At 41.5% G+C, this 23,281-nt stretch carries 21 protein-coding genes and 1 tRNA gene; 18 read left to right on the forward strand and 4 right to left on the reverse strand.

Annotation, left to right across the window (positions count from 1 at the left end):
- Window positions 1–90: 90 nt before the first annotated feature.
- The 4 genes from ACFPIK_RS03395 to ACFPIK_RS03410 all read left to right on the forward strand — a co-directional run bounded on the left by ACFPIK_RS03395 (window position 91) and on the right by ACFPIK_RS03410 (window position 4,258).
- A complete protein-coding gene (locus ACFPIK_RS03395) occupies window positions 91–1,626 on the forward strand; it encodes a helicase HerA-like domain-containing protein (protein WP_377912225.1) in 1,536 nt (511 codons plus the stop codon).
- 35 nt (window positions 1,627–1,661) lie between these two features.
- Window positions 1,662–2,876 (forward strand): BaiN/RdsA family NAD(P)/FAD-dependent oxidoreductase, encoded by a 1,215-nt coding sequence (locus ACFPIK_RS03400; protein ID WP_377912227.1) that lies wholly within the window; start codon window positions 1,662–1,664, stop codon window positions 2,874–2,876.
- On the forward strand, window positions 2,873–3,220 hold the full coding sequence (locus ACFPIK_RS03405) for a hypothetical protein (protein ID WP_377912229.1): 348 nt from the start codon (window positions 2,873–2,875) through the stop codon (window positions 3,218–3,220). Before ACFPIK_RS03400 ends, ACFPIK_RS03405 begins: the two co-directional genes overlap by 4 nt.
- 78 nt (window positions 3,221–3,298) lie before the next feature.
- Window positions 3,299–4,258 carry a YheT family hydrolase gene (locus tag ACFPIK_RS03410; protein ID WP_377912231.1) on the forward strand — a complete coding sequence of 320 codons (960 nt, stop codon included), beginning with the start codon at window positions 3,299–3,301 and terminating at the stop codon, window positions 4,256–4,258.
- 36 nt (window positions 4,259–4,294) lie between these two features.
- Here ACFPIK_RS03410 and lhgO read toward each other — a convergent pair whose 3' ends face one another.
- Window positions 4,295–5,494 carry an L-2-hydroxyglutarate oxidase gene (lhgO, locus tag ACFPIK_RS03415; protein ID WP_377912233.1) on the reverse strand — a complete coding sequence of 400 codons (1,200 nt, stop codon included), beginning with the start codon at window positions 5,492–5,494 and terminating at the stop codon, window positions 4,295–4,297.
- Window positions 5,495–5,562: 68 nt separating this feature from the next.
- Here lhgO and ACFPIK_RS03420 point away from each other — a divergent pair, with 68 nt between their 5' ends.
- From ACFPIK_RS03420 to rplT, 5 genes are all read left to right on the forward strand, one after another.
- The gene (locus tag ACFPIK_RS03420) at window positions 5,563–8,139 is read left to right on the forward strand and encodes a DUF5686 and carboxypeptidase-like regulatory domain-containing protein (RefSeq protein WP_377912235.1); all 2,577 of its coding nucleotides are present in this window, start codon (window positions 5,563–5,565) and stop codon (window positions 8,137–8,139) included.
- 108 nt (window positions 8,140–8,247) lie between these two features.
- The gene (thrS, locus tag ACFPIK_RS03425; RefSeq protein ID WP_377912237.1) at window positions 8,248–10,197 is read left to right on the forward strand and encodes a threonine--tRNA ligase; all 1,950 of its coding nucleotides are present in this window, start codon (window positions 8,248–8,250) and stop codon (window positions 10,195–10,197) included.
- Between the two features lie 84 nt (window positions 10,198–10,281).
- The gene (infC, locus tag ACFPIK_RS03430) at window positions 10,282–10,836 is read left to right on the forward strand and encodes a translation initiation factor IF-3 (RefSeq protein WP_377912239.1); all 555 of its coding nucleotides are present in this window, start codon (window positions 10,282–10,284) and stop codon (window positions 10,834–10,836) included.
- Window positions 10,837–10,860: 24 nt separating this feature from the next.
- Window positions 10,861–11,055, forward strand: coding sequence for a 50S ribosomal protein L35 (gene rpmI, locus ACFPIK_RS03435; protein WP_377912241.1), 195 nt, complete (start codon window positions 10,861–10,863; stop codon window positions 11,053–11,055).
- 105 nt (window positions 11,056–11,160) lie between these two features.
- Window positions 11,161–11,505, forward strand: a complete 345-nt coding sequence (gene rplT / locus ACFPIK_RS03440; RefSeq protein ID WP_077350132.1) for a 50S ribosomal protein L20 — start codon at window positions 11,161–11,163, stop codon at window positions 11,503–11,505.
- A gap of 50 nt (window positions 11,506–11,555) precedes the next feature.
- On the opposite strand, the gene ACFPIK_RS03445 is transcribed toward rplT, so the two are convergent.
- Window positions 11,556–12,893: an Nramp family divalent metal transporter gene (locus ACFPIK_RS03445; RefSeq protein ID WP_377912243.1), complete on the reverse strand. Its 1,338-nt coding sequence runs from the start codon at window positions 12,891–12,893 to the stop codon at window positions 11,556–11,558.
- 63 nt (window positions 12,894–12,956) lie between these two features.
- Window positions 12,957–13,352, reverse strand: coding sequence for an START-like domain-containing protein (locus ACFPIK_RS03450; RefSeq protein ID WP_377912245.1), 396 nt, complete (start codon window positions 13,350–13,352; stop codon window positions 12,957–12,959).
- 212 nt (window positions 13,353–13,564) lie between these two features.
- Between ACFPIK_RS03450 and ACFPIK_RS03455 the strand changes: the two genes are divergently transcribed.
- The 8 genes from ACFPIK_RS03455 (at window position 13,565) to bshB1 (ending at window position 21,957) form a co-directional block, all read left to right on the forward strand.
- Window positions 13,565–13,638: transfer RNA gene (locus tag ACFPIK_RS03455), tRNA-Met, on the forward strand.
- Window positions 13,639–13,807: 169 nt separating this feature from the next.
- Window positions 13,808–15,562 (forward strand): LptF/LptG family permease, encoded by a 1,755-nt coding sequence (locus ACFPIK_RS03460; protein ID WP_377912247.1) that lies wholly within the window; start codon window positions 13,808–13,810, stop codon window positions 15,560–15,562.
- A 66-nt stretch (window positions 15,563–15,628) separates the two neighbouring features.
- Window positions 15,629–15,904, forward strand: coding sequence for a 30S ribosomal protein S15 (gene rpsO / locus ACFPIK_RS03465; RefSeq protein WP_377912249.1), 276 nt, complete (start codon window positions 15,629–15,631; stop codon window positions 15,902–15,904).
- Between the two features lie 102 nt (window positions 15,905–16,006).
- Window positions 16,007–18,148 (forward strand): polyribonucleotide nucleotidyltransferase, encoded by a 2,142-nt coding sequence (gene pnp, locus ACFPIK_RS03470; RefSeq protein ID WP_377912251.1) that lies wholly within the window; start codon window positions 16,007–16,009, stop codon window positions 18,146–18,148.
- A gap of 63 nt (window positions 18,149–18,211) precedes the next feature.
- The gene (locus ACFPIK_RS03475; protein ID WP_026954085.1) at window positions 18,212–19,075 is read left to right on the forward strand and encodes a sigma-70 family RNA polymerase sigma factor; all 864 of its coding nucleotides are present in this window, start codon (window positions 18,212–18,214) and stop codon (window positions 19,073–19,075) included.
- A gap of 159 nt (window positions 19,076–19,234) precedes the next feature.
- Window positions 19,235–20,179 carry a thioredoxin-disulfide reductase gene (gene trxB / locus ACFPIK_RS03480; RefSeq protein WP_377912254.1) on the forward strand — a complete coding sequence of 315 codons (945 nt, stop codon included), beginning with the start codon at window positions 19,235–19,237 and terminating at the stop codon, window positions 20,177–20,179.
- Between the two features lie 9 nt (window positions 20,180–20,188).
- Window positions 20,189–21,226 carry a peptidoglycan DD-metalloendopeptidase family protein gene (locus tag ACFPIK_RS03485; protein WP_377912256.1) on the forward strand — a complete coding sequence of 346 codons (1,038 nt, stop codon included), beginning with the start codon at window positions 20,189–20,191 and terminating at the stop codon, window positions 21,224–21,226.
- 11 nt (window positions 21,227–21,237) lie between these two features.
- Window positions 21,238–21,957: a bacillithiol biosynthesis deacetylase BshB1 gene (gene bshB1, locus ACFPIK_RS03490; protein WP_377912258.1), complete on the forward strand. Its 720-nt coding sequence runs from the start codon at window positions 21,238–21,240 to the stop codon at window positions 21,955–21,957.
- Here the strand turns inward: bshB1 and pdxH are convergent, their stop codons facing one another.
- A complete protein-coding gene (gene pdxH / locus ACFPIK_RS03495; RefSeq protein ID WP_377912260.1) occupies window positions 21,958–22,593 on the reverse strand; it encodes a pyridoxamine 5'-phosphate oxidase in 636 nt (211 codons plus the stop codon). It lies immediately after the preceding gene.
- A 96-nt stretch (window positions 22,594–22,689) separates the two neighbouring features.
- Here pdxH and ACFPIK_RS03500 point away from each other — a divergent pair, with 96 nt between their 5' ends.
- Window positions 22,690–23,259 carry a YqgE/AlgH family protein gene (locus ACFPIK_RS03500; RefSeq protein WP_377912262.1) on the forward strand — a complete coding sequence of 190 codons (570 nt, stop codon included), beginning with the start codon at window positions 22,690–22,692 and terminating at the stop codon, window positions 23,257–23,259.
- Window positions 23,260–23,281 lie beyond the last annotated feature (22 nt).

Raw genomic sequence — 23,281 nt, forward strand, 5'->3', positions numbered from 1 at the left:
TGAATTGAAGAAATTCACACCAACATAGAACCATTTAGGCAAGAGTTGGCTCGGAGATTTTGTGTAGTTTGGGTTCAAATTTTTTACCAAATGACTAAATCAGACCAGTTTAAAAATCATCTTGCTGAAGGGCAACAGTTTAAAAAGGATTTCATCATACTCGGAACAGGTATCCTAGATGGAAGCCCTGTAGATCAAGCTCAAGTTAAAATTCCGCTGAAAACGCTCAACCGACATGGATTAATCGCTGGAGCTACAGGTACTGGAAAAACCAAAACCTTGCAGGTCATTGCCGAGCAGCTATCTCTAAAAGGCATTCCCTCGGTGTTGATGGATTTGAAAGGAGATCTTTCAGGAATAGCTACTCCCGGCGTAACCACTGATTTTATTTTAAAACGGTCCGCAACTATTGGGGTGGATTACCAGCCACAAGGACTTCCTGTGGAGCTAATGTCTATTTCTAATGAGAAAGGAGTTCAGCTGAAAGCCACTGTTTCGGAGTTTGGGCCAGTGCTGATATCGCAGATTTTGGAATTGAATGATACCCAAAGAGGGGTGGTGGCCTTGATTTTCAGGTATTGCGATCTTCACCATTTGCCGTTGGTAGACCTTAAAGATTTCAAGCGGGTCCTTCAATACATCACCAACGAAGGAAAAGCAGCGATTGAAAAGGAATTTGGCCAAGTTTCAGCTGCCTCAGTCAATACGATCATGCGCAAAATCATTGAGTTGGAGCAGCAGGGTGCAGAGCGATTCTTTGGCGAGCCATCCTTTGAGGTAGAAGATTTTGTTCGCGCAAAAGACGGTAAGGGAGTGATTTCCATTATTCGATTGACTGATATCCAAAGTAAGCCAAAGCTGTTTTCCACGTTTATGCTGAGTTTGCTCTCAGAGATTTATGAGACCTTTCCCGAGCAGGGAGATTCGGATCAGCCCAAACTTTGCTTATTCATCGACGAAGCACATTTGGTCTTTTCTACCGCTTCCAAGGACCTTTTGGAGAAAATTGAAGCGATCATCAAGCTCATCCGCTCCAAGGGCGTCGGTGTGTTTTTCTGTACCCAAACTCCCACGGATGTACCGGACAGCATTCTTGGCCAGCTCGGATTGAAAGTGCAGCATGCTCTTCGTGCGTTTACCGCCAAAGACAGAAAGGCGATTACCAAAACGGCCGAAAACTATCCGGATTCCCCTTTTTACAATACTGCCGACGTACTTACCTCCATGGGGATAGGCGAGGCACTGGTAACTGCACTTAATGAAAAAGGGATTCCTACACCTCTGGCTCATACCTTGATGAGGGCACCGATTACTCGAATGGATATTTTATCAGAATTGGAGATCCTTGGATTGGTGGCTAGTTCAGACTTGGTTAAAAAGTATAATGTGGATATCGACCGCGAAAGCGCCTTTGAACTGCTAGAACGAAAAATGATGTCTGTACAATCCGAACAGGAGAAAACCCTACCTCCGAGTACCCATTCACGCACAAGTACTCGAACCAAAGAAGACGAGTCTCTTCTGGAAGAGCTAAGTAAAAATACCATGGTAAGACAGATCGGAAGGACACTTTTTCGAGAGCTGGCCAGGGGAATTTTGGGTTCTTTTTCGGGTAGAAAAAGGTGATACTAATTAATTGTTAATCATAAGATTATACTGAGTTGAAAATTGCAGTAATCGGAGGTGGAGCGGCTGGATTTTTTGCAGCGATCCATGCCAGTGGACCCGGAATGGATGTGACTATTCTCGAAAAATCGCCAAAAGTACTTTCCAAAGTAAAAATCTCCGGAGGAGGCAGATGTAATGTGACCCATCAGCCTATGGAGATTTCTAAGTTGGTCAAAAACTATCCCCGAGGAGAGAAATTTCTAAAAAAGGCATTTCGCCACTTTTGTATTCCAGATACCATCGAATGGTTTGAGTCCCGTGGAGTGAAGTTGAAAATTGAATCCGATGGGCGGGTATTTCCTGTCTCCGATGACTCCCAATCCATCATTAATGCCCTTCAAAATGAAGTAGAAAAAAAGCGAATCAAAATCTGCTATTCGACTGGTGTGGAAGATATAGTAGCCACGGAGTCTGGATTTAAGGTTAGGACTACAAAAGGAGAATTTACTTATTCTAAGCTGATCATTGCTACAGGTGGACATCCTTCTTTGACTTCTTATGGTTTTCTTAAGAGCCTTAAGCACAAGGTTATAAATCCTATTCCTTCTCTTTTTACTTTCAACACACCTGGGGAAACCATTCGAGAACTTATGGGTATTTCGGTACCTGATGCCACCGTCAAACTGGAGAGTACCAAGTTGAGTTATCGTGGTCCTGTATTGATTACCCATTGGGGAGTAAGTGGTCCGGCAGTTCTCAAACTTTCAGCTTTCGGGGCGCAATGGATGCATGACCAATACTATCAGGCCAAAGCTATCATCAATTGGAATTCATCCTTTGGAGAACAAGAGTACCTTGATCATTTGACTAATTATGCCAAATCCCATCCACAGCGAAAGGTGTTGTCTCACCCGCTTTTTGGTATACCAAACAGACTTTGGGAACACTTTTGCGAAAAGGCAGGGCTTGAAGCTGACTTGATTTTTGGGAATACTTCAAAAAAACATTTCAATAGACTGGTGCAAAACCTTTTTTGCTATATTTTGGATGTTAAAGGTAAAACCACTTTCAAAGAAGAATTTGTCACCGCAGGAGGAATTGCACTGGATGAAGTAGATCCTGACACCATGCAAAGTAAGTTTCATTCGAATCTTTATTTTGCGGGGGAAGTTTTGAATTTGGATGGTATCACAGGTGGTTTTAACTTTCAGGCAGCTTGGACAACTGGATATATAGCCGGTATTTCAGTAAAACTAACACAACTATGACGAGTTATTACCCGGAATTGAATCAACGAATAGCCGAAATGTCAGATGGGGACGAGGAGTTCAGAGTGGAACTGACTCAAGCCATTTATAGAGGATTGGTTGAACTCAAGAAGGTCTATTCTGAAGGAAGTCAAGAAAAAGACATGCATAAGATTCAGCAAATTAGGCATAAGCTAAAGCCTACTTTGTCCATGTTTGATTTCGGATTGCTGACTCACAATCTGCAAGAAGGAAAGGAGATCCTTGAATCAAATGGGTTTGATGATCGGTTTCAGGTTCATTTTGCAGATTTCATCCAGCATGTAGAACAGGCCATAAAAGAAGTGGAATTGCTGGTCAACTAACCTACTTTAACTTTTCATAGTTTATTTGAATTCAACTCAGACCCAAGGATAGATTTGGGTCTTTTCTTTTGAATCCTAATGCCAATTCTTTCCTCTACTTACTCCAAACCGCCATTTTATCTCTTCAATGGTCATTTAGAAACGATCATTCCCAGCCTTTGGAGGAAAATTGAGGGGGTTAATTACTCTCGGGAGAAAATAACTACTCCAGATGAAGACTTTTTGAATTTGGATTGGTCTAAGGTGGGATCAAACAAGCTTTTAATTATTTCCCATGGTTTGGAAGGAGATTCCAACCGGCATTATGCCAAAGCTTTAGTCAAATTTTTCAATCAAGGCGATTGGGACGTTTTGGTTTGGAACAACAGAACCTGTGGTGGAGAAATGAATCTTCGCCCCATTTTATATCATCATGGAGCTAGCTACGATCTTGACACTGTCATTGAACATGTTTTGAAATCAGAAAACTATCAAGAAGTTGCACTTGCGGGGATCAGCATGGGAGGTGCGCAAACGCTAAAATATCTTGGTGAGAAGGGAGCATCACTTCCTTCACAAATCAAAAAAGCTGCGGTCTATTCGGTGCCTTGCAATCTTCCCTCAAGTGCTGAGACGCTAAAGCTTTCCTTCAATAGGTTTTATAAAAACCGCTTTCTTGGAAAATTGAAAAATAAAATGGCATTGAAAGCCGAGCAATTTCCGGAGCTAATCGATAAGGACTTGCTACATAGAGTTACAAGCTTTGATGAATTTGATACTTTTTTCACCGCCAAGCTGCATGGGTTCAAAGATGCATCAGACTTTTACCAAGGTGTCAGTGCAGATAATTGGATGGATCAAATTGCCATTCCGACTTTGATTATCAATGCGCTGAACGATCCACTTTTAGGAGAAAAATGCTATCCGGTAAAATTGGCTGAATCTAAGTCAGAAATCTTTCTGGAAATGCCAAAAAGGGGTGGTCATACCGGATTCACACTTGCCAATCAGGAATTTATGTGGGCAGAGTATCGGTTGTTTGAGTTTTTGAACTCATAAAAAAAGGGAAGCGAACGCCTCCCTTTTCTATTTCACTTAAAATCTTTTCAGTGCCATTTCTGCAACCGTACCCCCAATGGAAAGCGAACTTGTCGCCGCAGGTGAGGGGGCATTGAGTACATTGATCGCAAACGGAGATTCTCGGATGGCAAAGTCATCGAGTAAACCTCCCGTACGGTCGCAAGCTTGCGCACGAACACCAGCACCGCCATCTACCAAATCTGATTCTTGAATCTCCGGGATCAATTCCTGCAAGGCTTTGGTAAAAGCTGATTTTGAAAAGGAACGATAGAGTTCACCAAAACCCGTTTTCCAATACTTTCCTGCAACTTTTTGGAAACCTGGCCAAGCCAATGTTTCGGCCAATTCTGCAAGATTGATTTGAGACTTTTTGTATCCTTCTCTCCTGAATGCCAATACCGCATTCGGGCCTGCTTCTACACCACCTTTTTTCATTCGGGTAAAATGTACCCCCAAGAATGGGAAATTAGGATCAGGAACAGGGTAGATGAGGTTTTTAACCAGGTATTCTCTTTCCTTTTTGAGTTTATAATATTCGCCTCTGAACGGGATGATTTTCACATCATCAATCGCTTCGTCATTCATCCGAGCAACCTTGTCAGAATATAAACCTGCACAGTTGATGACCAACTTTGCTTTAAACTCACCTTTTGAAGTTTCAATGATATTGATTCCTTCTTTTTGGTTTATTTCCAATACTTTATGCTCCAAATATATTGCTCCTCCCTGCTGCATGATCTTTCGGCCGTAAGCCAAAGCCACCTGAAAATAATCCACGATGCCAGTTTGCGGAACGTGGATGGCAGCGACTCCTGTGCAATAAGGTTCATATTCTTTAAGCTCTTCCAAGGTGATTTTACGAGTACCAGTAAGGCCATTTTGGAGCCCACGCGCAAGCAGCGTATCGAGTAGGGGTTTTTGCTCTTCCCGGGTAGCTACGACCACTTTACCGGTGATCTCGAAAGGGATTTTTTCCTCCTTACAAAAAGTCACCAATTCGTGGTAACCATTGATACAGTTGGTGGCCTTTAGCGAACCCGGCTTGTAATAAAGCCCTGAATGGATCACTCCGGAATTGTTAGCAGTCTGATGCTTGGCTAGCTGATTTTCCTTTTCAAAAAGGGCAATTTTCAGATCGGGTCTAGACTTTAGGATTTTCATCCCCGTGGCTAAACCTACTATTCCTCCGCCTACAATTGCAATATCGTATGTCATTTCTGAATCAAATTTGCTCCAAATATAAGAGCGGTCATTTCAATTTTCCTTCTTGAAAACTTTTATGAATGACATACCGTTTTCAAATCTTCAAAAAGAAACAGGCCACCTGCGAAAATGCAGTTAACTTGCGAGAGTTTTCAAATATTTCAGACGCCAATCGATCAATGATTCGATCTTTTCTCATAGGATTTCTACTCCTTTTTTCATTCTCTTCCTACGGACAATACAGTATCAAAGGAAAAGTAACCGACGCCGAAACTGGGGATCCAATAGCATTTGCGAATGTCATCTTAACAGGCACTACTGTAGGGATCACAACAGACTTTGATGGAAGTTTTTTTATAGAATCCAAGGTGATTGCAGACAGTATCAAAGTCAGTTACCTCGGATATGTGACTCAAAGCAAAGCGCTTTCAAAGGAATCCACTCAAACTATCAACTTTCAATTAAGGCCCACTGCTTTTGAATTAGGCACTTTTGTATTTGAGGCAGGAGAAAATCCTGCATTTGAAATCATTCGCAGAGCTTCAGCCAAGCGAAAAGTTTTTGACAAAAGGGAATTAATCGCCTACGAAACGAAGAATTACACTAAGATCGAATTGGACGTGGATAACCTTTCGGAAAGTTTTATGCGAAGGAAATCTGTGCAATCGGTGACCTCGGTATTGGACAGTATCCGTCAGCTGACCAATGATGAAGGGGAAAAAATCCTTCCGGTGTTTTTTTCAGAGACAGTTTCTAAGTTTTATTATCGAAACAATCCCGAACTGAGGAAAGAAATCATCGAAAAGACCAAAGTGACAGGGGTGGGGATTACCGATGGATCCACCACTTCACAAATTACCGGATCGGTTTTTCAGGAGTATAATTTTTATAAAAACTGGTTACGGATACTTGAAAAAGACTTTATCTCACCGATTGCCGATGGTTGGAAGACGTATTACGATTACGACCTCTTGGACTCCGTATTGGTAGGTCAGGATACTTGCTACAAACTTCAAGTGTATCCAAGGAGAGAACAGGATTTGGCATTTACAGGCACAATTTGGATCAAAAAAGATGACTATGCCTTAAAGCAAGTGGACTTGACTATTCCAAAGGCTGCCAACCTCAATTTTGTAGAGCGGATTAAAATCCAGCAGGAATTAGCGCCAACTGTAGAAGGACCGCTTTTACCTTCTAAAACACGGGTTTTGATCAAAATTGGTCAGATTTCAGAAAGTACAGCAGGGCTTTTGGCGAAGTTTTATACGGCTACAGATAGTGCCATTATCAATCAACCCAAACCGACGGCATTTTTTAATCAGGCAGTCGAACTCAAACCGGACTTTAGTCAATATCCAGCTGATTTTTGGACTTCAACCCGTCCGGAGCTTTTGAGTGAGGAAGAGCTTGCAGTTTTGCAAATGGTGGATACGCTAAAGAAAATTCCGATTGTGAGGTTTTATTCCGAGGGATTAAAATTCTTTGCAACAGGCTATTTACCGATCAGGAAAGTGGATTTCGGCCCTTGGACAGAGTTTGGAAATTATAACAATGTGGAAGGTTTTCGCTTTGGTTTTGGCTTAAGGTCAAATTATAAGTTTTCCAATAAGTGGCTTTTGGAAGGATATGGAGCCTATGGCTTGGTAGATCAGCGTTGGAAATACAAAGCAGCGGTGACCAGAATTTTGGACAGAAAAAGATGGACAACTCTCCAAGTTCGCACCTCCCGAGAACTCGATCAGGTGGGATTGGAAATGGAAAATCTGGAGGGAAACAGTGTTTTTCTGGCAGCCAGTCGATTTGGTACATTGAGACGACCATTCGTTTCTACCAATCAGCGCCTGACATTCCAACGAGAGTTTTTTAAGGGATTTTTACTCACTTCAGGGTTGAATGTGGCTCAATTTGATCCGCTGTATAATTTCTACTACAGAGAAAAAGACACACAAGAGCTGCGGAGCAACTTTCAAACCACAGAACTGAGAGCGGGAATCCGCTACGGAAGGGATGAAGTTATCATCATCAATGATAACGTCAGAGCCTCTTTAGGTTCCAACAAATGGCCGATTGTAGAGCTGAATTATGCGCAGGGAATCCAGTCTCTTGGCGGGCAAATCTCCTACACAAAGCTGAACTTTTACCTGTATCAGCGTCTCACAATGGGCATTTTTGGAGTAGGTAGGTATGAGCTTGATGCGGGTAAAGTATGGGGCGAGGTGCCTTATCCTGTATTAAAAAATCATTTGGGGAATGAAACCCTGTTCTACACCACGGCTGCCTTCAACACGATGAATTTCAATGAGTTTGCCTCAGATCAGTTTATCAGCTTGAGATACAGACAATCTTTCGAAGGTTTTCTTCTGAATTCTATCCCGTTGATTAAAAAGCTTAAATGGAGAATGGTCGGCAGTGCCAATGTGCTGATGGGGTCTGTGCGGGATGAAAACATCCAAAATGTGCCGGCATTTGATCCATTTGGAAATTCATTGACTTCTTTCGGTAGATTGGATCCGACCAAACCTTATTTGGAACTTGGGTATGGCGTGGAAAATGTCTTCCGCTTTTTCAGGGTGGACTTTTTTCATAGAATGAGTTACCTCGATAATCCAGGGGCGAAACCTTTCCATGTGAAAGTGAGTGCGCAGATTATTTTGTAGTGCTTGATTTCAGTATTCATTCCTCAAAATTTTTCCTTTGCCCTCAGCTTACGCATATTTGCAAATTAATACACCTGCCTGTTTGTATAGGCAGAAACTAAAAAACACATGTCACAACAAATTAACATCACCCTCCCTGATGGCTCAGTGAGGGTTTATGACAAAGGAACCACCGGCCTACAGATTGCTGCAAGTATCAGCGAGGGTTTAGCCCGGAATGTCCTTGCAGCCAAAGTCAACGGTCATGTATGGGATGCTTCCCGCGAGATCCACGAGGATTCGAACCTACAATTACTCACCTGGAATGACTTAGAAGGTAAAAGTACCTTTTGGCACTCTTCTGCGCACTTGATGGCAGAAGCTTTGGAGTCGCTATTTCCAGGAATCAAGTTTGGTATCGGTCCGCCGATCGAAACGGGATTCTATTACGACGTGGACTTTGGAGATCACAAACTGGAAGGAGAAGAGCTCGAAATGATCGAAAACAAGATCATGGAGCTGGCCAAGTTGAAGTCAGAATTTATCCGTAAGGAAGTTTCCAAAAAAGACGCAGTAGCCTATTTCCAGGAAAAAGGAGATGAGTACAAACTTGACTTGTTGGAAGGTTTGGAAGATGGTTCGATTACCTTCTACGAACAAGGCAATTTCACAGACCTTTGTCGAGGTCCACATATTCCAAACACTGGATTCATCAAAGCGGTCAAGTTGACCAATATTGCGGGTGCCTATTGGAGAGGGGACGAGAAGCGAAAAATGCTAACCCGTATCTATGGGGTCACTTTCCCTAAAGCCCAAGAGCTTAAGGATTATCTCACTCTTTTGGAAGAGGCCAAAAAGCGGGATCACCGAAAACTTGGTCGTGAGCTGGAGCTATTCATGTTCTCTGAAAAAGTAGGCATGGGTCTGCCGCTCTGGCTACCAAAAGGCACCTTGCTGCGTGAGCGCTTGGTGGCATTTATGAAAAGGGCTCAGGATAAGTCAGGCTATCAGCAAGTGACTACCCCGCACATCGGAAGCAAGGTACTTTACGAGACCTCCGGACACTATGAAAAGTATGGGAAAGATTCGTTTCAGCCGATCACAACTCCACACGAAGGGGAAACCTTCTTGCTGAAACCGATGAACTGCCCTCACCATTGTGAGATTTATAAGCACAAGCCGAGGTCTTACAAGGACCTTCCTATCCGATATGCTGAGTTTGGTACCGTTTACCGATACGAGCAAAGTGGTGAGTTGCATGGCTTGACCCGAGTAAGAGGTTTTACCCAAGATGATGCGCATATTTTCTGCCGACCTGACCAGGTGAAAGAGGAATTCATCAAGGTGATTGATTTGGTGTTGTATGTGTTTAAGGCATTGGGCTTTGATGATTACACGGCCCAGATTTCACTTCGAGATCCTGAAAACAAGCAAAAGTACATCGGAAGTGATGAAGCTTGGGAAAAGGCAGAGTCGTCCATTATAGAAGCCTGCGCTGAAAAAGGGATGGAAACCGTGACAGAATTAGGCGAAGCGGCATTTTATGGACCGAAGCTTGATTTCATGGTAAAAGATGCCCTTGGCAGAAAATGGCAGTTGGGTACTATTCAAGTGGATTACCAGCTCCCTGAGCGATTCCAGTTGGAATACATCGGATCTGATAACCAAAAGCATAGACCGGTAATGATTCACCGAGCGCCATTTGGTTCTTTGGAGCGATTTGTAGCCGTATTGATTGAACATTGTGGGGGAGAATTTCCTCTTTGGCTTGCACCTGAGCAGATCAATATTCTTCCTATTTCCGAAAAATTCATCCAGTATGCAGAGGAGATTAAAGGAATCCTTGAAGATGCGGGCATTACCGGTCAGCTGGATAACCGGGATGAGAAGATCGGTCGAAAAATTCGGGATGCTGAAGTGAAGAAAGTTCCGTTCATGTTAATCGTCGGAGAGAAAGAACAAGAAGAAGGTAAAGTTGCGGTAAGAAAACACGGACAGGGCGACTTAGGCTCGTTCTCCATCGAAGAGTTTATCAACTACTTTCAAGGAATCATATCAGAATCATTAAAGAAAGAGTAATTCGGTAAAAATCCACTTCGTTTTTTGAATTGGAAATAATTCCGATATTTGCAGGCAATTTACTTTAAAACAATCATAGCTAACTTGAATCCAAGACCACAGCAGCCAAGAGGAAGACAAGAAGAACCTTATCGAATCAATCATAAGATTAGAGTCAGAGAGGTTAGGGTAGTAGGTGACTTTGTAGAAGGAGGGAACGCAGTTCTCACTGTCGAAAAAGCCATTAAAATAGCTCAGGACAATGAGCTTGACCTAGTTGAAATTTCTCCCAATGCAGATCCACCCGTTTGCAAAATTATCGATTACGCGAAGTTTAAATACGAGCAGAAAAAAAAGCAAAAGGAGATCAAGGCCAATGCGGCTAAAGTTGTTTTAAAGGAAATTCGTTTCGGACCTAACACGGATGATCACGATTTCAATTTCAAATTGAAACATGCTATCAACTTCTTGAAGGAAGGAGCAAAAGTAAAAGCCTATGTACACTTTGTCGGAAGAACGATTGTCTTCAAAGAACGTGGTGAAATGTTGCTTTTGAAGTTTGCGCAAGCCTTGGAAGATGTAGGTGTGGTGGAGCAAATGCCGAAGTTGGAAGGAAAGAGGATGAATATTTTCCTCGCTCCGAAACCAGGAAAGAAATAATTTCAACCAACTAAATACAGCAAAATGCCAAAAGTAAAAACCAAATCCAGTGCAAAAAAGCGGTTTTCCCTAACAGGAACCGGTAAAATCAAAAGGAAACACGCTTTTAAAAGCCACATCCTGACGAAAAAATCTACTAAGCGTAAGCACAACTTGACCAAAGCTGGTCTGGTACACGTTGCGGACGAAGGTAGAGTAAGAGATATGTTGAAAATCTGATTTTCAGCCCAACTCTTTAAAAATTAAGGTTTATTTATTCACCAGATGCTTTGGTAAACAAGTTCTCGATATTTCGAGGCACCAAGTGTCAAAAAACAAAAAACTATGCCTAGATCAGTAAACGCGGTAGCGTCAAGAGCAAGAAGAAAAAAAGTGCTTAAGGCCACAAGAGGTTACTTCGGAAGAGGTAAAAACGTGTGGACGGTAGCAAAAAACAAGTATGAGAAAGGTCTTCAGTACGCTTACAGAGACCGTAAAGCAAAGAAAAGAGAATTCAGAGCTTTGTGGATTCAGCGTATCAATGCCGGTGCCAGAGAGCACGGTGTTTCCTATTCTCAATTGATGGGATTGTTGAAAAAAGCAGAAATCGAACTTAACAGAAAGGTTTTGGCTGATCTTGCAATGAACCATCCAGAGGCATTCAAAGCTGTAGTTGAAAGAGTGAAATAAGGTCGGCACTACCTTATTTCGCGGAAGCCTTCCTTCGGGAAGGCTTTTTTTTAGAATAATTTGAAAATACCGTAACCCGATACCAGAAGGATAGCTGCAGTGCTAAGCCAAAACATCATTCGGGCAAAAAAGCCATTAAATAAAGCTAGAGGTTGATTCTTTTTATAAAAGTTGACTCCTCCAAAGACTACTATCAAAAGCATTACGGAACCGATAACTCCTCCAATCAAGACCATAAATCCTGGTTCTTTCAAAAACAGAAAGGTTAAAACCCAACAGACAGGAAATGTGATCGATAAGATCCTGATCGTTTTTGACCAAGATTCAGGGCTTTTGGAAATCCAGCCTAGTTGACTTAAAATATCTGGAAAAAGTCTTGTCCAATAAGCTAATGTGGCAAACACGCTGGAAAAAAGTGCAAAAAAGCCACCTATCAAGTAGGCAAAACGGGCTTCAGGTCCGAGTGCCTCTGTATAAATTTTAGCCAAACTACTAATCAGATCTGTTCCTTCCGGAATTATCTCTCTTCCATTTAAAATCGAAGCGCCTAATAGGTAGAATGCAGCTGTCACTACAGTGTAAACAAGCATAGCAACAAATGCATCCAAATACATGATTCCAATCCATCCTTTTGCCCTATTTTTCCATTCCACTGAGCCATCATTATGACCTACATAGGATGCATATCCCTTTTCCTGACACCAATAAGTGTAAGCGATGATTTCATCACTGGCTACTCCGGTAATGCCAAATGCACCAATTGCCACAAAAATTAATTCTGAGGGAAGTTGGAAAGTGAGCCCTGAAGCTACCTGCCCCCATGTGAAGCCAAATGGCGTGTAAAAAAGCGAAATCAGGGAGACCAAAGTGAGAACCGTAAATCCAAAAACCAGAAATGTTGAGGTTCTTTCGATCACCGTGTAATAGTTTTTGAGGAAAAAAAGAATCAAGGTAAAGCCTAGAAAAATGGCTATAAAACTCAGAGGGAGTCCCGGAAACATTAAATGAACCGTTATTGCCGCCCCTCCAAGCATTCCTCCTAACTGCAAGATTTTTAATAGGGTCAGCAGAAAAATCCCCCAAATTGACCAATGCCCTTTTCCAAGTTTTGGTCCCAAGAGCTCATTAAACTCGGCCATTAAAGGTTTGCTCGTAATGATGGCGTTTTTTCCATATTCCAATTGAATGGCAACTTTAATTAGACAGCTAACCAGAATTACCCAAAACGTGATGAATCCACCTTTTGCACCCAGTATTGTGGTGGCAATTAATTCACCCGAACCGACGATGGAGGCTGATAGAATAAATCCTGGTCCCAAAAATTTCAGTTTGGCAAAAAAGGAAGTTGGGGGAGTAAGGATTGAACCTTGCTTTTTTAATTCCTGCATAGGGGACGGTGGTAAAAGTGATTCAAGGGGATCTTATCTTCTTTGAATCACTTTTTAAAATGCTTATCCTCCAATAATTTCCTTGAGCTTACCGACCATTCCCTCCCAAATCGCAGAAAGTTCCTCTTCTTCATACTCATTGGAATAATCGATTACTTTTAAAAATAATGACTGGGTTAATTCATTTTCTTCAAGTTTAAACTCTATGAAGGAATGGTCTGAATTATCAGGATCTTTTGGGTCAAAAAACTCAAACTTTACATGAGCATTTGATCTCAGGATGACAAGCTTGGCAAAATGGTCTTCGTTGTCAAAATTAAATATGTAATTCTTGTCTTCGTCAATCCTTACTTCATCTGCAAACCACTCTTCTAAACCGCTCGCAGTACTCAGGTAATTGAAAACAATCTTCTTGGAAGCATTTATTTGATAATCAGCAACAAACTTATTTTTGACCATGATTGGGCGATTTAGGAGTGAAATTTTCACACATTTTATTAAAACTGAACTTGGATTTAAAAGGACAAGACATCATATTTGCATTCCCATTTGGGGAGGGCTTTTAATCCCTGATTTCATAAGGAAATTTGCTCTTGAATTCATTGGTTTGTGGTTTAATATAGCCATTAATTCGACAAATCAATATTAGAAAATGGTTTAAAAAATATCCCGGCGAGGTAGCTCAGTTGGTTAGAGCGCAGGATTCATAACCCTGAGGTCACGGGTTCAACTCCCGTCCTCGCTACAAAGGCTTTCAGAGATGAAAGCCTTTTATTTTTTAAATTTCTTTCTAAAACTTCAACCTTATTTATCGAATAGAGCTCATAATTCAGTTGAATAAAACCCTGCTCAGTTTTTTAATTTTGAACTTGGTACGCTGAAAATCGTTTTCTTTGCCGAGCAAGTTTTCGCTGATGAAAAAACTGGATAAGCTTATTCTAGGGTCATTTCTTGGTCCATTTATTTTAACCTTTTTGGTGGTAGACTTTATTCTACTGATTGTCAATATGCTTAAGTATTTTGACGAGATTTTTGGGAAAGGGCTTGGGTTTTGGATATATGCTGAATTAATCGGCTATTTCGTCATCAGTATTTCCCCGATGGCTCTTCCTTTGGCGGTGCTTTTATCTAGTCTGATGACCTTCGGGAATTTAGGCGAGCATTTTGAATTGACTGCCATAAAGAGTAGCGGTATTTCGCTTACACGAGCCCTCAGACCAATCGGGATTTTTTCAGTGATCCTTACGATTGTGGCATTTTTGTCCAATAATTACCTCGTGCCAAAAGTCAATCTGAAGACGTTTGGGCTTTTGTATGACATCCGGATGAAAACACCGGCCTTGGATATTAAAGAAGGAGTTTTTTACGCTGGAATTAATGGGTATAGCATCAAGGTAAACCGTAAGTTAGATGATGTCAGATTGCAGGATATTATCATCTATAACCACACAGAAGGACTGGGGAACGTCAACGTGACTTTGGCGGATTCAGGCAGGATGGAGACATTTTTAAATGATTCCTACTTGAAGCTAACACTTTATAAAGGTCAAAATTATAAAGAAGCAAGATCTACCAGGGGAATTTCTGAAGCTCCGGTAGAATTTTCACGTACTGAGTTTGAAGAAAATATCATGGTACTTGACCTATCCGCCTTCCAATTAAGCAGAACCCCTGAAGATCAATGGTCTACCAATCGAGCGATAAAAAGAATTGATGAAATTAAAGAAGGTCTTGATTCGATTAATTTCATTATCAATGATCTAAAATTCCAAAATTACACCAACGCTGCTAGCATTTATCCATTTTTTACCAGAAACAGGAAACTGACACCAGCTCAAGAGATTCTTGAATTGAAGGCTGAATATGACACGCTTCGTAAAGTGAAAATCGAGAATGAGAAATCATTGAAAGATAGTATCGATCGGGTTAGGAGGGAAGATTCATTAAGTAAATTGTCTGTTCTGAAAACTGATACCGCCACTAAAGTGGCCATTTCCTCAGAGGCAGTCATTCCTGATTCCGATTCACTTTTCAAAAGAAAATTAGCGGTGAAAAAAAATCAGGATTGGGATACAATCAGTCCAAAGCCAGACATCATTACCACTGTGGATACCATGGGAATACCCTTGGTTAATAAGAAGATACGAACTGAACCACTTACGGTCCGTGAAAGAGAAATTTTGGATTCAGTCATTTATGACCGTGGTTATATCACCAACGCCATTACGATGGCATTGAATAATGCGCGGAATTTGAAAAATACTTTCAATATAAAGATGAGCCAACATGATGGCCATTTGCGGGAGTATAGAAGATATGAAATTGCGTGGTATCAAAAATACAGTCAAGCCATTGCTTGCTTTATGATGTTTTTGATTGGAGCACCTTTGGGGTCAATTATTAAAAAAGGGGGCCTTGGATTGCCTGTTTTGATTTCTATTCTTTTCTTTATTTTATTTTACATGCTCACCATTACAGGTGAAAAATGGGCAAAAGAAGGGGTAACGGATCCGTTTTTAGGGACTATATTTTCTAACCTTTGCTTATTGCCATTTGGTCTCTTCTTCCTAAGGCAAGCCAGGAGGGATGCAAGATTGTTTGAGGCAGACTTTTACACAGGTATTTGGAAGAAAATCCAACAAATCATACCGCTGAAAAAAGCAATTTGAAGCCTCTATTTTATTATTGAATTTAAAACAATACCTTTGTAACTGTTTTATTAAATTTAGCTAAACATGTATTTAACATCAGAGAAAAAACAAGAGTTGTTTAAAAATCATGGACGGTTAAAATCTGCTACTGATACAGGATCTCCTGAATCACAGATTGCCCTCTTTTCACACAGAATCCAGCATTTGACTCAGCATCTGAAGTCAAACAAGAAAGATCACTCCTCCAGACTTGGTTTGATGAAGCTGGTCGGTAAAAGAAGAAGTCTTCTAGACTACCTCCATAAAAGAGATATCGAGCGTTACAGAGCAATTATTGCCGAGCTCGGAATCAGAAAATAATCCTTTCAGTAAGGTTCTCTTGGTTGAGAACCTTACTTTTTTCTTTTTAACCGATGAACCAGATTTTTTATTACTAAGACGCTTTAATTCTAACACGTATTTATGTTACCAAATTTGATCACCAAATCCATCACCCTTCAGGATGGTAGAGAAATTATCATTGAGACCGGAGCTTTAGCCAAACAGGCGGACGGTTCAGTAGTTGTGCGAATGGGAAAAGCAATGCTGTTGGCTACAGTAGTTGCAAAAAAAGACGCCTTGGATGGCGTTGACTTTTTACCTTTGTCAGTGGATTACCAAGAGAAATTTGCCGCTTCAGGTAAGATTCCAGGTGGATTTTTAAAAAGAGAAGGCAAACTCTCTGATTACGAAGTTTTGATTAGCAGACTAGTAGATCGTGCGATCAGACCTATTTTTCCAGATGATTATCATGCAGATACACAAGTGGCTATCACGCTGATGTCCAATGATGAGGAAGTTTTGCCTGATGCTTTGGCGGGTCTTGCGGCCTCAGCAGCCTTGGCCGTTTCGGATATTCCTTTCAATGGTCCGATTTCAGAAGTAAGAGTAGCTAAGATTGACGGCCAGCTTGTCATTAATCCTACTCCTTCGGCTTTATCTAAAGCTTCTCTTGAATTTATTGTAGCAGGTTCACTAGAGTATATCTTGATGGTGGAAGGTGAAGCATCTGAAATCCAGGAAGATGAAATGGTAGAAGCACTTCAGTTTGCACATGAGGAGATCAAGCGTCATTGCCTAGCTCAAATGGAGCTTACCAAGCTCGTTGGCAAAGAACAAAAAAGAGAATACTGCCACGAAAAATCGGATGCAGCCCTTTACGATAAAATGAGAGCGGAGCTTTACGATAGACTTTTTGAAGCAGTAAGTCGGCAGATTGCCAACAAATCCGAAAGATCAGCGATCGTAAAGGAAATCAAAGACTCTTTCATAGCGAGTTTGGACGAAAATCATGGATTTGAGACAAGCCTTATTGGGCCTTATTTTCATAAAATCCACAAAGAGGCTGCAAGGAATCTGACTCTTGAAACCAAAAAGAGATTGGACGGCCGAAATCTTGATGAAATCAGACCGATCTGGTCTGTGGTTGATTATTTACCATCTGCACACGGTTCGGCTGTATTTACAAGAGGCGAAACTCAATCTGTGACTACCTGTACATTGGGTACAAAGATGGACGAGCAAATGATCGACGGTGCTGTAATTTCCGGTTACAACAAATTCTATTTGCATTACAATTTCCCTGGATTCTCTACGGGTGAGGTAAAGCCAAACCGTGGTCCGGGAAGAAGAGAGGTTGGACATGGCAATTTGGCTATGAGAGCTCTAAAGAAAGTTTTGCCTCCTGAAAATGAAAATCCCTATACTATCCGTATCGTTTCTGACATTCTAGAATCCAATGGATCGTCTTCAATGGCCACAGTCTGTGCAGGTTCACTTGCCTTGATGGATGCCGGAGTTCAAATTACTGCTCCAGTGACCGGTATAGCGATGGGGATGATTTCAGATGCCAAAACCGGAAAGTATGCCATCCTTTCGGATATTCTTGGTGATGAAGACCATTTGGGTGACATGGACTTTAAAGTGACTGGAACTGAAAAAGGTATCACGGCTTGTCAAATGGATTTGAAAGTAGAAGGCCTTGATTATTCAGTTTTGAAAGAAGCGCTTTACCAAGCAAAAGAAGGAAGACTTCATATTTTAAGAGAAATATCCAAAACTCTTGCCGCTCCTAAACCAGATCTTAAGCCTCATACTCCACGTTCATTTATGATGTGGATTCCTAAAGAGTTGATTGGTGCGGTTATTGGACCAGGAGGAAAGGTAATCCAGGAAATGCAAAAAGATACCCAGACAACCATTGTTATCGAAGAGATTGACAATCAGGGTAAAATCAACATCTTCTCAGCTAATCAAGCCAATATGGATGCGGCTATCAGAAGAGTAAAGGCCATCGTTGCACAACCTGAGATTGGGGAAGTCTACACGGGTAAAGTGAAAAATATTCAGCCTTTTGGCGCCTTCGTGGAATTTATGCCAGGTAAGGATGGTTTACTTCATATCTCAGAAATCAAGTGGGAAAGACTTGAAAGTATGGAAGGTGTACTTGAGCCAGGAGAAGAAATCATGGTTAAGCTTATCGATGTCGATAAAAAGACCGGTAAGTTCAAGTTGTCCCGAAAGGTTTTGTTGCCTAAGCCTGAAAAACCAGAGCAAAAAGGGTAAGCCTGAAAGTACAAATACCTATCTTATCGAATATATTTTCAATTATAAAATAGTTAATCCTGAATGAGGCAGCTAAAAATTAGCAAGCAGATTACCAACAGAGAGTCACAATCCCTTGACAAATACCTTCAAGAGATTGGTAAAGTCGACCTGTTGACAGCTGATGAAGAGGTGGTATTGGCCAAAAGAATCCGTGAGGGTGATCAACTAGCGTTGGAGAAATTGACCAAAGCCAACCTTCGATTCGTAGTTTCTGTAGCCAAGCAGTATCAAAACCAAGGGCTTTCTTTGGGGGACTTGATCAATGAAGGCAACCTAGGTTTGATTAAGGCAGCTCAGCGTTTTGATGAGACTAGAGGCTTTAAATTTATCTCCTATGCAGTATGGTGGATCAGACAATCTATCCTACAGGCATTAGCCGAACAATCTAGAATTGTCAGACTTCCGCTTAACCGAGTAGGATCTTTGAATAAAATCTCCAAAACGTTCAGTGAATTGGAGCAAAAGTTTGAGCGTGAACCTTCTCCTGAAGAATTGGCTGAAGTATTGGAAGTAACTGCTTCTGAAGTAGTTGATACCATGAAAATTTCAGGCAGACACGTATCCATGGATGCTCCGTTTGTTCAGGGTGAAGAAAACAGCCTTTTGGATGTATTGGAAAATGACGGTGATGAAAAGCCAGACGATGGATTGATGAATGATTCCTTGAGAAAGGAAGTACAGCGAGCGCTGTCTACTTTGACTCAAAGAGAAGCAGACGTCATCACACTCTATTTCGGATTGAATGGCGAACATGCCATGACACTCGAGGAAATAGGCGAAAAATTCAACCTTACCAGAGAGCGTGTAAGGCAGATTAAAGAAAAAGCCATTAGAAGATTGAGGCATACTTCAAGAAGCAAAACCCTCAAACCTTATTTGGGATAATATACAAAAGGGGGCTCAGGCCCCCTTTTTCTTTCCTACATGTAAGTGAAACTTTATCATATTGATTATAAAGTAACAAGGCTCACTTTAGGGAATTTTAACTTTTCCCAGTTTTGTTGCTAGATAGTAAATCATAAAATTTAACCGATTAAAGGTATAATGAGCCAAGAAATTGAAAAGGTTAAGGTCCTGATTATTGGATCTGGCCCTGCAGGGTACACTGCGGCGATCTACGCTGCGAGGGCAGGTATGAAACCTGTGTTATATACAGGCGGACAGCCTGGAGGACAACTCACCATCACCACCGATGTAGAAAATTATCCTGGATATCCGGATGGAATCATGGGGCCCGAAATGATGGAAGATTTCAAAAAGCAGGCTGAAAGATTTGGAACAGACATCCGATATGGTTTGGTTACTCAAGTGGACTTTACTTTAAGACCGCATAAGGTTACCGTTGACGATCAGATAGAGATACAGGCCGAGACCGTAATCATCAGTACAGGAGCGTCTGCCAAATGGTTAGGATTGGAAAGCGAAAATAGACTGAACGGTAGGGGAGTTTCAGCTTGTGCTGTTTGTGATGGATTCTTTTTCCGAGGACAGGAAGTAGCCATTGTAGGCGCAGGGGATACTGCCTGCGAAGAAGCTTCTTACCTCGCCAATATTTGCTCAAAAGTCTACATGATTGTAAGAAAAAGCGAGATGCGTGCATCCCAAATCATGCAAAACCGTGTAAAAAACAATCCGAAGATTGAAATTCTCTGGAATTCTGAAACCGAAGAAATCCTCGGTGAAGAAGAAGTGACTGGGGTGAAAGTTTTGAACAATAAAACAGGGGAAATCAGAGAAATCGCAATTTCTGGCTTCTTTGTTGCTATTGGACACCAACCAAACACCGAGATATTCCGGAAATTCATCGATATGGATGAGGCTGGCTATATCAAAACCATTCCTGGAACTACCAAAACCAATGTGGAAGGAGTTTTCGCCTGTGGAGATGCGCAAGACAATGTGTACAGACAGGCGGTTACTGCAGCAGGTACAGGATGTATGGCGGCATTGGACGCTGAGCGTTTTTTGGCAGCGCATGAATTACATTAAAAACAGTTAATGAGGAGTTTAATTCTTAAGTCAATATTGGGATTTATCTTGAGCATTGGTCTTTTTCAGGCCAATGCTCAAGTTTTTCCTAAGATCATCAAAAAAAATCCCACAAATCCTGCACAGGCTCAGGAAAGGAGAAATATTGAACTGAGAGAATTTGACCAAGAAGGTTATCTGAGAACGATCTCTACCCAAACAGATTCTTTACTTTTTCAAAATAACGTAAACCTAGCAAGAATCAGGTCCATCATCAGTGAAGACCCATTTTCCTTAAACTGGGCACCTACCAATCAACTAATTCAGATTTCAGAGCAAATTCAGATAGACAGTATTTGGATTACCGCCTTTGAATATTTTTCAAACTGGGACAGCAAAAAGGTAGATATCTATAATCTTGATATTAAGAATTTCCAGGATAGCTTGGTTTTGAAGCTATATGATCAAAAATATGGTCAACATTGGAAGATGCCCCTCGATGATTTGTTGGTCAATTCCCGATTTGGACCAAGATGGGGTAGAATGCACTCCGGTACAGATTTGGACCTAAATACAGGTGATCCTATCTATTCTGCTTTTGATGGAATCGTTCGTGTGAAATCCTATGACAGGTATGGTTATGGCTATTATTATGTGGTCAGGCATAAGAACGGTTTAGAGACCCTTTACGGTCACTTATCCAAGCATGTGGCGGAAGTTGGGCAAGAAGTCAAAGCGGGAGACTACCTTGGAAAAGGAGGTTCTACGGGCAGAAGCACTGGCCCTCACCTTCATTATGAACTTAGATATAAGGGGCTTGCCTTTGATCCTGAAACAGTTTACGACTTTGAAAAGGGGGAATTGACCAAGCAGGAACTTTTGATCAATAAGCAGCTGTTTGGACATATTGCAAAAGCTCGAGCCGCTGCCTATCACCGCGTAAAAAGAGGAGATAATTTGGGTTCAATCGCCAGAAGATATGGAGTATCTGTTTCTCAGATCACCAGGCTCAATGGAATCTCCACAAGAACAATCCTAAGAATCGGTCAAAATCTAAGGGTCAAATAAGAATTACCACCATGAATAAATTGGATATTTTAGTCATTGCAGCGCATCCCGACGATGCAGAACTTGGATGTTCCGGTACTATCGCTGCTCACATTGCCAAAGGGTTTAAAGTTGGTATCGTGGATTTGACTCATGGGGAAATGGGAACCCGAGGTACACCCGAGATTAGGCTTCAGGAAGCAGCCGATGCGGCTAAAATTCTAGGTCTTTCTGCTAGAGAAAATCTGGGATTCAAAGACATCTATTTTAAAGATGATGAAGCACACCAGCTTGAATTAATCAAAGTCATTCGGAAATACCAACCAGAAATTGTGTTGGCAAATGCCATAACTGACAGACATCCGGATCATGGCAAAGGAGCTTCTTTGGCGTCAAATGCCTGTTTCATGAGCGGACTTCGAAAGATTGAAACCGAATTGGATGGGGTTGCACAGCAAGCTTGGCGGCCAAAATTTGTCTACCACTATATCCAAAACAATTACATTCAGCCGGATTTTATTGTGGATATCTCGGCACATTGGGATACTAAAGTGGCCAGTATCATGGCTTTCAAATCCCAATTCTACGATCCTGCCAGCCAAGAACCGGCTAGCTTCATCTCTTCTCCTGAATTTCTTCCATTTATTGAATCCAGATCGCGTGAATTAGGCCATCGAATCATGGTCAAATATGGAGAGGGTTTCACCGTGGAGCGATTTATAGGCGTCGATAATCTTTTTGACCTGAGGTAATCAAGGAGCAAGTCTCGAAATTTTCCAATCACCTTTAGCTTCTTTGGTGTAACAGATCCGATCATGCAGCCTGCTCGGTCTGCCTTGCCAAAATTCCATCCGATGGGGGACAAGCCTATATCCACCCCAGTGAGGAGGCCGTACCATGGTGGTTGGGGTGAATTTTTCTTCGATGACTCGCTGATTGGCTTCGATCACTTCTCTTCCAGAAATTTCCCTGCTTTGAGGCGAGGCCCAGGCTCCAATTTGTGAACCAAATGGTCTTGAGAAAAAATACTCATCGGATTCTTCTTCACTGATTTTGGCTACTTCGCCGATCACCCGCACTTGACGCTCGATTTCGGCCCAAAAAAAGGTGAGTGAAGCCTTCGGATTTGAATTCAGCTCATTGCCTTTTTCACTTTCGTAATTGGTAAAAAATACAAAGCCATGATCCAATTCTTTAAGCAAAACGATTCTTCCATTGGGAAATCCATCCAAGCCTAGGGTAGATAGACACATGGCATTGACTTCCAGTGCTTCTGAATCTATAGCTTCATCCATCCAAAGTTTGAATTGACGAAGAGGGTCTAGACTTACATCCTTTATTTCCAGGGATTTTAGGGTATAGTCCTTACGAATATCTGCTAATCTCATGGGATTGGGTTAATTTTCTGATCATTATACGAAGCTACTAGGGACATTGCATTTTTGAAATTTAAACTTATCTTTTTCTATCGATTTTGATTCAGCATGAATAACAACCCAAACAAAACCCCTCTTCCCGGTAATCTTTTAATCTCAGAACCTTTTTTGCAGGATGAAAACTTCATGCGCTCTGTCGTATTGCTCTGTGAACATAATTCAGAAGGAAGTTTTGGTTTGGTGCTGAACAAGCCCTCCATTCTTCACCTAAGCGAATTGGTAGAAGAGTTGTCTTTCATAGAAAGTGAGGTTTACATTGGAGGACCAGTAGAGCAAAATACACTGCATTTCATCTATTTCGGGGCTAAAGAATTGGAAGGCAGCATTCAAGTAGGGGAAGACCTTTGGTGGGGAGGGGATTTTTATGCGTTGGTAGAAAAATTAAAACTCAACATGATATCCCCACACTCCATTCGATTTTTTCTGGGCTACAGTGGTTGGTCATCAGGTCAACTTTCAGATGAATTGTCAGAAAATACCTGGATCATCTGCACCGAAAAAATTGACGCCCAAATCCTGGAAAACACCCCTGAAGAGCTCTGGAAAATACTTCTAAAAAACATGGGAGGGGAATTTAAGGTTATTGCAAATTATCCCCTTGACCCAAGATTAAATTAGGCAAAATGCCTACATTTGCCCA

Source organism: Algoriphagus aquatilis (assembly GCF_042657405.1).
GTDB classification, from domain to species: Bacteria; Bacteroidota; Bacteroidia; order Cytophagales; family Cyclobacteriaceae; genus Algoriphagus; species Algoriphagus aquatilis.

Excerpts from the sequence above, each read along its gene's own strand:
- ACFPIK_RS03395 (WP_377912225.1), top strand. The coding sequence starts at position 91 with ATGACTAAATCAGACCAGTTTAAAAATCATCTTGCTGAAGGGCAACAG.
- ACFPIK_RS03405 (WP_377912229.1), top strand. The coding sequence starts at position 2,873 with ATGACGAGTTATTACCCGGAATTGAATCAACGAATAGCCGAAATGTCA.
- ACFPIK_RS03410 (WP_377912231.1), top strand. The coding sequence starts at position 3,299 with ATGCCAATTCTTTCCTCTACTTACTCCAAACCGCCATTTTATCTCTTC.
- lhgO (WP_377912233.1), bottom strand. The coding sequence starts at position 5,494 with ATGACATACGATATTGCAATTGTAGGCGGAGGAATAGTAGGTTTAGCC.
- ACFPIK_RS03420 (WP_377912235.1), top strand. The coding sequence starts at position 5,563 with ATGACATACCGTTTTCAAATCTTCAAAAAGAAACAGGCCACCTGCGAA.
- thrS (WP_377912237.1), top strand. The coding sequence starts at position 8,248 with ATGTCACAACAAATTAACATCACCCTCCCTGATGGCTCAGTGAGGGTT.
- rpmI (WP_377912241.1), top strand. The coding sequence starts at position 10,861 with ATGCCAAAAGTAAAAACCAAATCCAGTGCAAAAAAGCGGTTTTCCCTA.
- rplT (WP_077350132.1), top strand. The coding sequence starts at position 11,161 with ATGCCTAGATCAGTAAACGCGGTAGCGTCAAGAGCAAGAAGAAAAAAA.
- ACFPIK_RS03445 (WP_377912243.1), bottom strand. The coding sequence starts at position 12,893 with ATGCAGGAATTAAAAAAGCAAGGTTCAATCCTTACTCCCCCAACTTCC.
- ACFPIK_RS03450 (WP_377912245.1), bottom strand. The coding sequence starts at position 13,352 with ATGGTCAAAAATAAGTTTGTTGCTGATTATCAAATAAATGCTTCCAAG.
- ACFPIK_RS03460 (WP_377912247.1), top strand. The coding sequence starts at position 13,808 with ATGAAAAAACTGGATAAGCTTATTCTAGGGTCATTTCTTGGTCCATTT.
- rpsO (WP_377912249.1), top strand. The coding sequence starts at position 15,629 with ATGTATTTAACATCAGAGAAAAAACAAGAGTTGTTTAAAAATCATGGA.
- pnp (WP_377912251.1), top strand. The coding sequence starts at position 16,007 with ATGTTACCAAATTTGATCACCAAATCCATCACCCTTCAGGATGGTAGA.
- ACFPIK_RS03475 (WP_026954085.1), top strand. The coding sequence starts at position 18,212 with ATGAGGCAGCTAAAAATTAGCAAGCAGATTACCAACAGAGAGTCACAA.
- trxB (WP_377912254.1), top strand. The coding sequence starts at position 19,235 with ATGAGCCAAGAAATTGAAAAGGTTAAGGTCCTGATTATTGGATCTGGC.
- ACFPIK_RS03485 (WP_377912256.1), top strand. The coding sequence starts at position 20,189 with ATGAGGAGTTTAATTCTTAAGTCAATATTGGGATTTATCTTGAGCATT.
- bshB1 (WP_377912258.1), top strand. The coding sequence starts at position 21,238 with ATGAATAAATTGGATATTTTAGTCATTGCAGCGCATCCCGACGATGCA.
- pdxH (WP_377912260.1), bottom strand. The coding sequence starts at position 22,593 with ATGAGATTAGCAGATATTCGTAAGGACTATACCCTAAAATCCCTGGAA.
- ACFPIK_RS03500 (WP_377912262.1), top strand. The coding sequence starts at position 22,690 with ATGAATAACAACCCAAACAAAACCCCTCTTCCCGGTAATCTTTTAATC.